Genomic DNA, 11,657 nt, shown 5'->3' with positions numbered 1-11,657 from the left:
GTGCATGTTCCGAGAGTCGGTGAAGAAGTATTGATCAGTTGGGCAGACGGCGATTGCGATAGGCCGTTGGTCACGGGCCGCGTCTACAACGGCCAAACGCAACCCGACTGGCATTCCAACGGCCTCCTATCGGGCTACAAGTCCAAGGAATATCAGGGCAGCGGCTATAACCAGATGGTAATGGACGACTCGACGGGCCAGAATCGTGTTCAGCTTTATTCAACGAGCACGAACGCACATCTGCATCTGGGTTACCTGATTGATCAGACCGGGAACAACCGGGGCAGCTTTCTGGGCAGTGGCTTTGACCTGAAGTCCGACGCTTACGGTGCAGTGCGTGCGGGCCAAGGCTTGTATGTCACCACCTATCCGGCGACCAGTCAGCCGCTGGATGCGCGGCAAGCGACCTCGCAGTTAGTGAATTCGGAAAGCGTGCTGGAAGCAATGTCGACCGCCAGCACGACGCATCAGGCAGAAAGTCTCAAGGATGGCTACGACTCGCTGAAGTCATACACGGACGCGACGCAGAACAGCGTGTCGGGTTCATCGTCGGGGGGAAACACGGCGGGCGGTGGGACCGGGAACGCGAATGGGTTCAAGGAACCGGTCATGCTGTTCGGTAGCCCTTCCGGTATCGCCATGTCCACACAGCAGTCTGTGCACATCGTCAGCGATGCACAGACCAACCTCGTGAGCGGACAGAGCACCCACATCGCAACTGGCAAATCGTTGATCGCGAGCGTCACGCAGAAATTGAGCCTCTTCGTCCAGAATGCCGGAATGAAACTGTTCGCAGCGAAAGGCAAGGTGGAGATCCAGGCGCACAACGATAACGTCGAGCTCACCTCACAAAAGAGCGTCAAGCTCGTTTCAGCGACCGAGCAGATTCAGGCCATCGCCAAGGGCGAAATCCTGTTGACCTCAGGGGGCGCTTATATCCGCATCAAGGACGGCAACATCGAGATTCACGCTCCGGGCAACATCGACGTGAAGGGGGCTCAGCACAGCTTCAACGGCCCGACCAGGATCGATGAGAAGTTTCCATCGTGGAACGATAGCGTGCCGCGCCGCGCGGTGGATTTTTCCGGGTAGCGGCGACAGCGGCCGACACAGTCTGCAACAGCAACTTGAACAAAGGATAGCGCGTGGCGCAACAACAGGAACAGCCGTCAAAAGTAGAGCGTTGGGCGTATCCCTTTCCTCTGAAGACAACGAATATCACCTTCGCGCCCGAGGACTATCTCCAGGCGCTCGCGGTGGCCGAGGACGGTTTTTATCCGCTGGGTGCCAATGGTCTCTGGCATGGCGGCATTCATTTCGGCGCGCAGACCGCAGGCAAGTTCCAGCAGGATGGCGGCGTGAAATGCATCGCGGATGGCGAGGTCGTCGCGTTCCGTCTGGATGAAAAGCTCCAGGAAGTCGCTTACCCGGACGCGATCAAGGCGGGCTACTCAAAGGGGTTCACGCTGGTGCGCCATCGGCTCGTGCTCCCTCCCGCCCCCTCGCAGCCCACGAATAATGGCAACGCCCAGCCGCAGAACTCACCGGCAACGACATCTCCTGCCCCGCAGAACACCACGCCGCCCGCCCAGGATGTGCTGACGTTCTTCAGCCTCTACATGCACACGCTGCCGCTGGAAGGCTACGGCGCTGGCGCGCAACCGAATGGTCCGGCAAAAACGCTGCCTGCGTACTACGGTGCAACGGAAACGTATGTCGTGGGGACGAAAGCGCATGACCCGCAATTGAAGGCAACGGGCGAGCCCGACAGCACAACTGCGGGTTTGCGCGTGCGCGTCTCGCATTCAGGGCAGGCCGCCGTGATCGGGTGGCTGCCGCGCGACACGAAAATCAAGATCGGGCAAAAGCATGGCGCATGGGGCAAAATTTCCAGCTTCGTGGCTGGCGCGGTGCAGCCCTACACGCAGGGCGAAACGCTCAATGCAAGCGCGGCCGTAGGTTGGGTCTATGTCGGCGAGATGGACAAGGAAAGCAAGCCATCGGCGCTGGATCAGATTTATATCTTGCCCAAGCCCCACAGAATCGCGGCGGGGGAGACTGTTGCCTGGATCGGCGAATATCAGCGGCTTGTGGAGGCGCGCGCGCACCACACGCTGCCTCCCAAACTCGGCGAACGCCCCCTGCTCCACGTGGAGGTGTTCACGGGGGACGACCTGAATGCGTTTATCTCGCGCAGCCGGACGCGAGCACAGCAACTCGATGTGAAATCGCGCACATTGCTGCTGATTTCGAAGGGCGCAAAGTTGGTGCAGCCCACCGCAGCGGACAGTTCGCTGGGCGCTGGTGTCGCGGTCAAGGCGACAGCGGATTCACCGGACAGTGGGCAATGGTGCAAGGTTCAAAAGGTCAATGCGGCAGGGCATCCTCTTAGTGGTCAGACTCCGCTCTGGATCGCGCGGACCGACCTGCAAGGTTCGGCTGATCGTCAGGCATGGAGTCACTTCCCGCTCAGTGTGAATTCCGCAAGTAGCCCGGCCGCAGCCTGGGCGCATGTGGTGGCAACGGGATCAGGCCAGAGCTGTTCTGAAGCAGAAGGCAAGACGTGGTACGCAGTGAGTATCGCCGATGAAAATAACGCGCAAGTTAACGGTTGGGTCTGTGATCACGGGCATCCGCTCGTCGAACTGAAAACTCCGTGGGACTGGCCGGGGTTCGACGTGGTGAATCTTGGCACGTCAGTGTCGGACATGTTCCAGCGTGCACTGTTTGTTGCCGATACCGGAACACCGGATGAGATTACAAGTTTTGAGGATTCGTTCAACACCGCCCGCTCGGACGAAACCGTCCGGAAGCTTGAAGACGCGATCGACGGGCAGGGACAACACGACGGAAAGATCACCGCGCGGGAACTGCAACTGGCGCTTGGCAAGCCGTGGCTCGCAGATCGAATCGATCATCTTATCGTGAGGTACGAAAGCGAGTGGGGCGGAGAGATGAGCAAATGGGAGACGCTCAATTCACATATGCATGCGGGTCTTCCAGCATGGCAGGCGGAGATGAAACGCATCGACGAATTACGCTTCTGGAGTGGCGTGCAAGGTGTTACCGGATGGCCGTCCACTGCATCGGTGTTTCATTTCCATCCGGTCGGAATTGTCGGAAACTTTACCAGCGCGAATAGCTGCGCGTGCGGTTGCTGTCTGAACACGAAAATTCAGGTCACGAGCTGGAATGGTCACTATGGGCCAGTCTTTTGGGGCACGCTGACGCTTGAGAGTGCGCCCGGGCTCCAGGCAATGCTCGCGAGCGGAGAAATCACGGCCAGCGAGAAGCGAATCATCGCGGCGATGGCGCCAAACGAAGGCAAGCTGGACACAGTGCAGTCTTACGACGATCAGGTCGCGACGGCAGGCGCAATGCAGAAAACCATTCGCCCAGACGATGGAGGGGGTGAGTTGTCCACGCAGGTCGCAGACTTCCGTGCGGAAAGCGAAAGCGCTTATCAGGAACTTTTCGCCCGCTGTGGCTGGACAGTGGAAGGTACGGGCAGTGATGCGCGCATGTCTTTCACGCATCCTGAAGTGACCGCAGGCCAACCAATGACGGGCGAACCCTTGCTGCGGAAAATCCGGCGCGGTTGCGACCAGAGTACGTATCACCACTATTTGCCGAATCCCGCAATCGCGGTGCTCGCGCACGCACTGTCTGACGTGCGTTACCAGAAGCTGCAGCTTAGGGATTTTGTCAAGCGACTGCGCCAATGCGTGGCCGCCAAACCAACCGGATACGCTTATACGACCGGCGAGTATTTCCAGGGCGACCTCGGGCGCGCGACAGTCCTGGATGAAAGCGTGAACCGACCTGGCCACGTGGCAGATGATCTTGCTTCGTCCCTCGACCATCTGTATTCGACTCACCCCACCGCTCCGCGCAACCCGAACGACTGGGGGCAGAGCCGTGCAACACTTGAGCGCGCACTTGCCGACCACTACGGCATAACGCGCCGCATGGCCAGCTCGGGAGGCGTCTCCGTTGCTCCCGGACGCTATAACAGTCTCAAGGCAACGTTAGGATGAACATGTTGAACATGCGCAAAGCGGCACGACTCGGTTTCGTTATTTCTGCATTGCTAGTTTCCCGAGAGGCATGGTGCTCCGACCAACAATCGGTCATGACGTTTCCCAATCACGCGCGGTTGATTTTCTCGACGCCGGTGCCTCCCGCGCTGAGCAACAAATTTGGACCCGGGTGGACGCGTCTCACGTTCGTGCGTCCCGATGGCACGCAGTTACCGCTCATCCCCGACGAACGACTCACCGGTGATGGGGGTGTCATTTTTTCCACTGTCGGAAGCCGTGCACTCTCGCCGGGCGGCCGATACCTGGTTCTCGATCTAACGCGCAACGGCATGACGGAAAACGAGGCAGGCAAGTTTGTCGCGGCAAGCCGTGAGTTCTGTCCGATACTCGATACCGCAACTGGTTGCGTTTCGCGCGACTATACAGGCGCCGTCTGCGCTGGCGCGTGGGATAACAAGGGCGAGATCTGGCGTAGTCAGCTTGATTCGGGCCGCGCTGACGCGCAGTCTATGAATACGCTGGAAAAACCGACTGCCAAGGCGGTATGGACTCAATACGGCAGCGCGAAGAGCGCAGACATCAGCCCCTTCCTGCGCACGGCACTGGGACTCAGCAATATCAAAGCGTGCGATCCGCCAAACGCAGAGAACGCCGGCTATTATGCGCAAATTAAGGATGCGCCTGGCAACGAAAACGCGTCGCCGAAAGTTAGTGCGTTGCCACCGGTTGATGTCCCATCCCCCACGTCGCCCGAATCGAGCAATCTGCCCGGACGGACAGTGCAGAGTGAGCGTGCATGGCTCTATGAACGGCCGTCGGTGGGAAGCATCAGGCACGGCTATCTGATCCGGGGCGATCGGGTTACCGTGATCGGCGAGCAGGATAACGGATGGATACGAATTAGCTATGCGCGTGTAGGCAAATCACCAATCGAAGCCTGGATGCAAAAACAAGACATCGCTCGATAACCAGCACGACGCTTGCGTATTCATTGGTAAAAACCAGCGGTTCAAACGGTCAAACTATGCAACGATATCTGATCATGAATAGTGACCGGACGACGGCGAGTGGGACGGTCCAGGCTACTGCAGTCACGATTCAACTGAGCGGTCGGGATGTCGCACACGGAGGGGATAGCGTGTTGTGGAATCTGCGGGTTTGAACTGAGGGTCGTTGTGTCCAGTACGAAAGCAACACTGACTATGCTGTCGTTCGGCGCTCGCGGGATGCAGTGGAACGTAGCGTAGCTTGCTGCCCTTGCCGTGAACTCGCAGATGCGGCACGCCGCGCCGGTCGCGAATATCCCGTACTTTCAGCAGACATCGTTCTTCGCGACGCAATCCCTGGTACAGAAGTACGGCGAGCATCGCGCGGTCCCGCTTGCCCTTCAGGGTATCCGGGGCAGGCGTATTGAGTAGCGCTCGGGCCTGATGGTCACCGAGCGCGGGCGTCTCGCCCTCGTTGCTATCGACCTTCCGGCGTTTCGCGCCCCCGACCGGGTTGACGTTCACTGAGTTCTTTTCGCAGACGTATTCAAACAGCGACGACAGCGCGGCAAGCTTTCGACGGATGGTCGCACCGGATAGCTGGCGCGTTTCGAGGATGTTGCGCCGCGCGAGCACGTGCGCGCGGGTAACGATGCGAAATTCTTCCGGGCACTGGATGCCGGCGAATCCCATGAAATCACGGATATCGGTCTGGCATGCGCGACGGGTGCGGGGATTGTCGAGATTGGCAAACCATTCGGCCTCAACCGGTACGCTCGCCAACTGGTGAAACTGCGCGGCGGTAAGATTCCGTCCTTGTCCGGCAGTTTCAGCGTAGCGCCGTCGGTCTTCGCCTGATTGATTTCGATGATGGAGAGGCATTTTCGCGGTCGTTCAACATGGAAATTTTCGATGTTGAAACGATACCGATTCGCTCGGAGGCCGTGTGAGCTAAATAACTTTGACCAAATCCTCGAGTTTTAAATACGGTAAGTGAAAAACTATTATAGAGATAGAGAGAAACAGAGCTATGGCGGAGAGAGGAGCGAGGCGGGACTTCGATCAGCTCAGCGAACGGAGGCGGGGGGCGATGGGCGAAGCTGACGGCGGCTTATCCAGATGATAAGCCGTGGCGAAAGCGACCAATGGGTCGTCCGCGTGGCCTGACGGATGAGCAAAAATGGAGCTTGTCAGATTGCTGGCAGACACTTACGTGCGTGAATCTGTGCCGCGGCGTGGACGCGCTCCTAAACGTGTTCGTTGGACGCTTGCGCGTGTAGCTGAATTGATGGAGGCCGAGTTTGGAATCTCGTACAGCATGGCGTATGTCAGAACGATCTTGGTAGGACCGGTCGGCGATGATCGGTGGCTTCTATCCAAACCGAGATTTTGGTCCTGCGTTGATGAGCTGGCTTACCCGAAATACGAAGGGAACGTTCTTGTGGAGGACTTCGAGGACGGTTGGGAAGTGGACTTGAGGATCCTTTTGGAACTGCGACAGCGACTTCGCTCCTAAGGGGTGCACTGCTGTGAGGGCCACCCGAGATCGTCCGCGGAAATCGTGGAGATCGACTGGCGCTCGAAAAGCTGTGAATTTTCCTAAGCGTCGACGCGGCTTTGTCGGAGGGACGTCACGTGCTCGTTTTTTTTGATGGCCGGCGACGGACGGAGGTCGGCCCGCTGCTGCCGGTCGAGCAGCCTTCCTTCTGAGGCCACGGTTGAGACCGGAACGGTCATTCCGAGTCGTCGCTCGATGACCAGCGATCGGCGATAGTTCGCGGTTCGTAGGTTGCGAATGGATTTATGCCAAGCTGCAACCCGGCGTCCGCGAGGCACTTCTTAGCGTTATTGATGAGTCTTCCTGTTAGTTCTACGCCCCCAAAAATCGCTCGAATTTGGCTTGCTCGATGGTTTCGAACTGGCCGAATGTTTCAAGAAGGTTACGTCGGGATGCGCCGATCACCCCACGTTTGAACGCAACCTCAAGTGGCTTCGGCTCGGCGTTTGCGGGACTGACGGGCGGTGCGATTTTTTCGCATGCTCTGCGCCGTCGGGCGACACTATGAAAAGCTTTAGATTGTGGTCGGTAACAGCGTCGATAATGGCCGCGTTAATGTGGTCATCGCGAAACCCGTAGCCAATGACCATCAGTCGCGAGTCGCCGCGACGAAGATACGCGTGGAACTCCTGTTGATACCAGGCGAGGACAGGCACACGGTCAAATCGCATTGACCTTGTTGCCACCCATGATGAGCATGGGGCCGCCTTGCTGATCGTGCTGCCAGTTCGATGAGCCGTGCAATTTGAAATACGGCTGTGCTCCAGCAGCGACCTGAAACTGGTTTTCATCCGGCATGTACGGTACAGCCCATCGGCGATCGGGCATTGGCTGCGTGGCTTGTGGCACAGGGCGCATACCGGGAATCGATTGCCATGAAAGCGCCGTTGACCCGGCAACTCAGGGCTCGCCGTAAAATATTGATACTCCAACAGCAGATCCTGATTCAAAGTAAAGATCGCCCCGAAGCCGGCGAGCCGTAGATCTAGCTGGGCGCTGCGAGACGAAGGAGTATGCTGATTTTGTAAAATATCAGTTATTTCAACGGGTTATGGTCGTCCTGAGACGCACTGAGCATCCGCTCCACGTACCGCGCAATCAGATCGATTTCCAGATTGACCTGCGAACCCTCGCGCAGATTCTTCAGCGAGGTCACCTGCACGGTGTGCGGAATCAGGTTGATCGAGAACTCGCAGCCATCGTCCCGATCTTTGACCGAGTTGACCGTCAGGCTCACGCCGTTGACCGTAATCGAGCCTTTGTACGCCAGATAGCGGCCGATCTCACGCGGCGCCAGCACGCGCAGTTCGTGCGATTCGCCCACCGGCGCGAAATGCGTGACGGTGCCTAGGCCGTCCACGTGGCCGGAGACGATATGGCCGCCGAGCCGGTCGTGCGCGCGCAGCGCCTTTTCGAGATTGACCTCGCCGGTCTCGCCGAGGCCGGCCGTGCAATTCAGGCTTTCGCGCGAGACGTCGACTTCGAACGAATGGTCGGTCATCGCCACGACGGTCATGCAGGCGCCCTGGATCGTGATGCTGTCGCCGAGCTGCACGTCGCCGAGCTCGAGGCCGCCGGCTTCCACGTTCAGGCGCACGCCTGCGTCGCCGTCGGTGCCGAGCGGCTTGACTGATTCGATGCGGCCCACTGCCGCGACGATTCCTGTGAACATCGTGCTAATCCTTGATCAATTCGAAACGGGTGGGGAGGCTGGATCGCCGCCGGGTTCGGGCGTGGCTTCGGGCGCGGGCTCAGGCGCAAACCTGGCAAGAATGCGCACGTCTTCGCCGATCCGGTCGACCGCATGAAAATTCAGTTTGACGCGGCCTTCGAGCGCCTCGGGCGCGTGCAGGTTGAACATGCTCATCGAGTCCACGCCGAGCAGGCTCGGCGCGAGATACACGAGCAATTCGTCGACACAGCCTTCGCGCAGCAGCGAGCCGTTCAGCTTGTAGCCCGCCTCGACATGCAACTCGTTGACGTGACGCTCGCCGAGCACTTTCAGCACGGCCGGCAGATCGACCTTGCCGTCCGGATTCGCCAGTTGCACGATCTCGGCACCCCGATCGCGCAAGGCGGCGGCGCGCTCGGTATGGCGTTCATCGAGGTTGCCGCAGAAGATCAGCGTGGGTGCGCCGGCGAGGATGTGCGCCTCGGGCGGCACGTCGAGCTGACTGTCGATCAGCACGCGGCGCGGCTGGCGCGGCGTGTCGACGGCGCGTACGGTCATGCGCGGATTGTCTTCCCTGACCGTGCCGATGCCGGTCAGAATCGCCGACGCCCGGGCGCGCCACGCGTGGCCGTCGGCGCGTGCCGCCTCACCGGTAATCCATTGGCTGGCGCCCGAGGGCAAACCGGTGCGGCCGTCCAGCGAAGCCGCGACCTTCATGCGCACCCAGGGGCGGCCCCGCGTCATGCGTGACACGAAGCCGATGTTCAACTCGTGCGCTTCGTGAGCGAGCAGGCCGCAACGTACTTCGATGCCGGCGTCGCGCAACATGGCGAGTCCACGTCCGGACACTTGCGGATTGGGGTCTTCCATTGCCGCGACCACGCGCGAGACCTGCGCTTCGATCAGCGCGTTCGCGCACGGCGGCGTGCGGCCAAAGTGGCTGCACGGTTCGAGCGTCACGTAAGCGGTCGCGTCGCGCAGATCGTGACCACGCGAGCGGGCGTCTTTCAGCGCGCGGATTTCGGCGTGATCCTGGCCGGCCGGCTGGGTGAAGCCTTCGCCGATCACCTCGCCGTTCTTGACCAGCACGCACCCCACACGCGGATTCGGGTCGGTGGTGTACATGCCGCGCTTGGCCAGCGCGAGCGCGCGTTCCATATGGACGAAGTCGGTTTGCGAGAACATCGGGTTCCGGTCGGGTGCGGTGGCTGGGTAGTCGCGAGGTTTGATTGTGACGGTCGGGGCGCGGCTTATCTTCGCGAGGCCATCAGGCCGCGAGCGAGGCGAACGCGCCGCGCGCTGCGTCGATCGTGGCGTCGATGATTGCGTCGTCGTGGACGATCGACACGAAACCCGCTTCATAGGCCGACGGCGCGAAGTACACGCCGGCGTCGAGCATCTTGTGGAAGAACGCGTTGAAGCGCGGCACATCGCTCTTCGTGACTTCGGTGAAGCTGGTCGGCACCGAATCCGTGAAGTACAGGCCGAACATGCCGCCGAGCGAATCGGCCGCAAACGGCACCCTGGCTTCGTGCGCAACCTGAGCGAGACCTTGCGCGAGGCGCGCGGTGCGTGCCGTGAGCGTGTCGTAAAAGCCGGGCGCCTGGATCAGTTGCAGCGTCTTCAGGCCTGCGGCGACCGCGATCGGATTGCCGGACAGCGTGCCCGCCTGATAGACGCCGCCGAGCGGTGCGAGGTGAGCCATGATGTCGCGCCGTCCGCCGAAAGCGGCTGCCGGCATGCCGCCGCCGATCACCTTGCCGAGGCAGGTCAGGTCCGGCGTGATGCCGTAGACCTCCTGCGCGCCGCCCAGGGCGACACGGAAACCGCACATCACTTCGTCGAAAATCAGCACCGAGCCGTATTCGCTGCACAGGCGACGCAGCACTTGCAGGAATTCGGGCGTGGCGCGCACGAGGTTCATGTTGCCGGCCACCGGTTCGACGATCACCGAGGCGATCTCGTTGCCGAATGTCTTGAACGCTTCTTCGAGTTCGGCGACGTTGTTGTATTCGAGCACGGTGGTGTGCTTGGCGATATCGGCCGGCACACCCGCCGAGGTCGGATTGCCGAAGGTCAGCAGGCCCGAGCCGGCCTTGACCAGCAGACTGTCGGCGTGGCCGTGATAGCAGCCTTCGAACTTGACGATGCGGCTGCGGTTCGTGAAACCGCGCGCGAGACGCAGCGCGCTCATGGTCGCCTCGGTGCCGCTCGACACCATGCGGACCTGTTCGATCGACGGCACCAGTTTGCAGATTTCCTCGGCGATTTCGATTTCCGACTCGGTCGGCGCGCCGAACGAGAAGCCGTTGCCCAGCACGCGCTGGACGGCTTCGAGCACTTCCGGGTGAACGTGGCCGAGGATCATCGGGCCCCATGAGCCGATGTAGTCGATGTAGCGCTGGCCGTCCGCGTCCCAGAAGTAGGCGCCTTGCGCGCGTTCGATGAAACGCGGCGTGCCGCCGACCGAACGGAAAGCGCGAACCGGCGAGTTCACGCCGCCGGGAATGGTGCGTTGCGCGCGTTCGAAAAGGGTTTCGTTTTTGGACATGGCAATGACTGGAATTGGGGTTGCGCAGCGGCGCGGCTTGCCTGTGGGCGGTTCGCGCGGCGCTGGGATAGGTGGGGAAATTGTACCGGAGTCAGCGTGAACGGGTTGATGGCCACGCCCGGGGAGCGGGTTCTCCGGTCAGCTTTTCGGCGAACGCTTCGTTGCCGCCTTCGGCTTTGCGTTCGCGCGCGCTTGCGCAGCGCTCTTTTGCGCCGCCGCGGCGTGAGCCGTTGCTTTGCTTGAGCGGGTGGGGCCGGCGGGCGCCTCGAGCGGCGGCGGCTTGCGCTTGCCGGTGAGTGCCGCCCAGCGCTTTTCCAGCGCGCCTTCCGCGATCGGCTTGATTACCGTGCCCGAGCTTTGTGCGTCCCACGTCTGCACTGAGAAAGGATGCGTGCGCAACATCTCGCGTGGGATCACCACCTCGTTGTGGGCGTCGACGAGCCAGTCGTACACGAAGTCGATGCACAGGCGATAGCCGCGTTTGGTGGCTGCGTCGGGCACCTCGTACGGCGCGCGCGTCACGTAGCCGGAGCCGAAAATGCCCTTGGGCTCCTGAGCGACCCGATGCAGGAACACGCGATCGCCCGGCAGGATGCCGCGCGCGAATCCGCAGCCCCAGACGTCGGCGACGGCGACCCCCGTCGCGACGCGTTTGGCGAGCTGGGGCAACTCGGGCCACGGCCATTTCTTGGGGCTCCAGATCAGCAGGAAGGCGGTCATCGCGTGGTCTGAACGGAAGAGTGGAGGAGGCGCCACGGGCTCGTTCCGGTGGCGTCCAGGCGGTCAGGCGCAGCTTAACCGATTGTGGCAGCGCGCACGCCGTGCGCCGTGGGTATGCCGCCGCCATCAG

Annotated in this window: 10 protein-coding genes; 4 read left to right on the top strand and 6 right to left on the bottom strand. The window is 60.9% G+C overall.

Annotated elements, in window-relative coordinates:
* From FQ705_RS05735 to FQ705_RS05725, 3 genes are all read left to right on the top strand, one after another.
* Positions 1 to 1,092, top strand: a 1,092-nt coding sequence (locus FQ705_RS05735) for a DUF2345 domain-containing protein (RefSeq protein WP_144138442.1), incomplete at its 5' end; no start/stop codon positions are given.
* Between the two features lie 53 nt (positions 1,093 to 1,145).
* Positions 1,146 to 4,037 carry a hypothetical protein gene (locus tag FQ705_RS05730; protein ID WP_144138441.1) on the top strand — a complete coding sequence of 964 codons (2,892 nt, stop codon included), beginning with the start codon at positions 1,146 to 1,148 and terminating at the stop codon, positions 4,035 to 4,037.
* A complete protein-coding gene (locus tag FQ705_RS05725; RefSeq protein ID WP_144138440.1) occupies positions 4,034 to 5,008 on the top strand; it encodes an SH3 domain-containing protein in 975 nt (324 codons plus the stop codon). Before FQ705_RS05730 ends, FQ705_RS05725 begins: the two co-directional genes overlap by 4 nt.
* Before the next feature lie 123 nt (positions 5,009 to 5,131).
* Here the strand turns inward: FQ705_RS05725 and FQ705_RS05720 are convergent, their stop codons facing one another.
* The gene (locus FQ705_RS05720; protein ID WP_144138439.1) at positions 5,132 to 5,908 is read right to left on the bottom strand and encodes a tyrosine-type recombinase/integrase; all 777 of its coding nucleotides are present in this window, start codon (positions 5,906 to 5,908) and stop codon (positions 5,132 to 5,134) included.
* Positions 5,909 to 6,206: 298 nt separating this feature from the next.
* Between FQ705_RS05720 and FQ705_RS34905 the strand changes: the two genes are divergently transcribed.
* Complete coding sequence (locus tag FQ705_RS34905) at positions 6,207 to 6,542, top strand: winged helix-turn-helix domain-containing protein (RefSeq protein WP_144138438.1); 336 nt, start codon at positions 6,207 to 6,209, stop codon at positions 6,540 to 6,542.
* 702 nt (positions 6,543 to 7,244) lie between these two features.
* On the opposite strand, the gene FQ705_RS33985 is transcribed toward FQ705_RS34905, so the two are convergent.
* From FQ705_RS33985 to FQ705_RS05695, 5 genes are all read right to left on the bottom strand, one after another.
* A complete protein-coding gene (locus FQ705_RS33985; RefSeq protein WP_186307800.1) occupies positions 7,245 to 7,412 on the bottom strand; it encodes a hypothetical protein in 168 nt (55 codons plus the stop codon).
* Between the two features lie 208 nt (positions 7,413 to 7,620).
* Positions 7,621 to 8,256 carry a riboflavin synthase gene (locus FQ705_RS05710; RefSeq protein ID WP_144138437.1) on the bottom strand — a complete coding sequence of 212 codons (636 nt, stop codon included), beginning with the start codon at positions 8,254 to 8,256 and terminating at the stop codon, positions 7,621 to 7,623.
* A 15-nt stretch (positions 8,257 to 8,271) separates the two neighbouring features.
* Complete coding sequence (gene ribD / locus FQ705_RS05705; RefSeq protein ID WP_144138436.1) at positions 8,272 to 9,441, bottom strand: bifunctional diaminohydroxyphosphoribosylaminopyrimidine deaminase/5-amino-6-(5-phosphoribosylamino)uracil reductase RibD; 1,170 nt, start codon at positions 9,439 to 9,441, stop codon at positions 8,272 to 8,274.
* 82 nt (positions 9,442 to 9,523) lie between these two features.
* Complete coding sequence (gene hemL / locus FQ705_RS05700; RefSeq protein WP_144138435.1) at positions 9,524 to 10,807, bottom strand: glutamate-1-semialdehyde 2,1-aminomutase; 1,284 nt, start codon at positions 10,805 to 10,807, stop codon at positions 9,524 to 9,526.
* A gap of 138 nt (positions 10,808 to 10,945) precedes the next feature.
* Positions 10,946 to 11,527, bottom strand: a complete 582-nt coding sequence (locus tag FQ705_RS05695) for a hypothetical protein (protein WP_144138446.1) — start codon at positions 11,525 to 11,527, stop codon at positions 10,946 to 10,948.
* Between the last annotated feature and the right edge of the window lie 130 nt (positions 11,528 to 11,657).

The organism is Paraburkholderia sp. BCC1884 (assembly GCF_900996225.1).
Taxonomy (GTDB): domain Bacteria; phylum Pseudomonadota; class Gammaproteobacteria; order Burkholderiales; family Burkholderiaceae; genus Paraburkholderia.
This window is presented reverse-complemented; position numbering and strand designations above follow the sequence as displayed.

Coding starts and splice junctions, on each gene's coding strand:
- FQ705_RS05725 (WP_144138440.1), top strand. CDS start 4,034: ATGAACATGTTGAACATGCGCAAAGCGGCACGACTCGGTTTCGTTATT.
- FQ705_RS05720 (WP_144138439.1), bottom strand. CDS start 5,908: ATGCCTCTCCATCATCGAAATCAATCAGGCGAAGACCGACGGCGCTAC.
- FQ705_RS34905 (WP_144138438.1), top strand. CDS start 6,207: ATGGAGCTTGTCAGATTGCTGGCAGACACTTACGTGCGTGAATCTGTG.
- FQ705_RS33985 (WP_186307800.1), bottom strand. CDS start 7,412: ATGCCCGATCGCCGATGGGCTGTACCGTACATGCCGGATGAAAACCAG.
- FQ705_RS05710 (WP_144138437.1), bottom strand. CDS start 8,256: ATGTTCACAGGAATCGTCGCGGCAGTGGGCCGCATCGAATCAGTCAAG.
- ribD (WP_144138436.1), bottom strand. CDS start 9,441: ATGTTCTCGCAAACCGACTTCGTCCATATGGAACGCGCGCTCGCGCTG.
- hemL (WP_144138435.1), bottom strand. CDS start 10,807: ATGTCCAAAAACGAAACCCTTTTCGAACGCGCGCAACGCACCATTCCC.
- FQ705_RS05695 (WP_144138446.1), bottom strand. CDS start 11,527: ATGACCGCCTTCCTGCTGATCTGGAGCCCCAAGAAATGGCCGTGGCCC.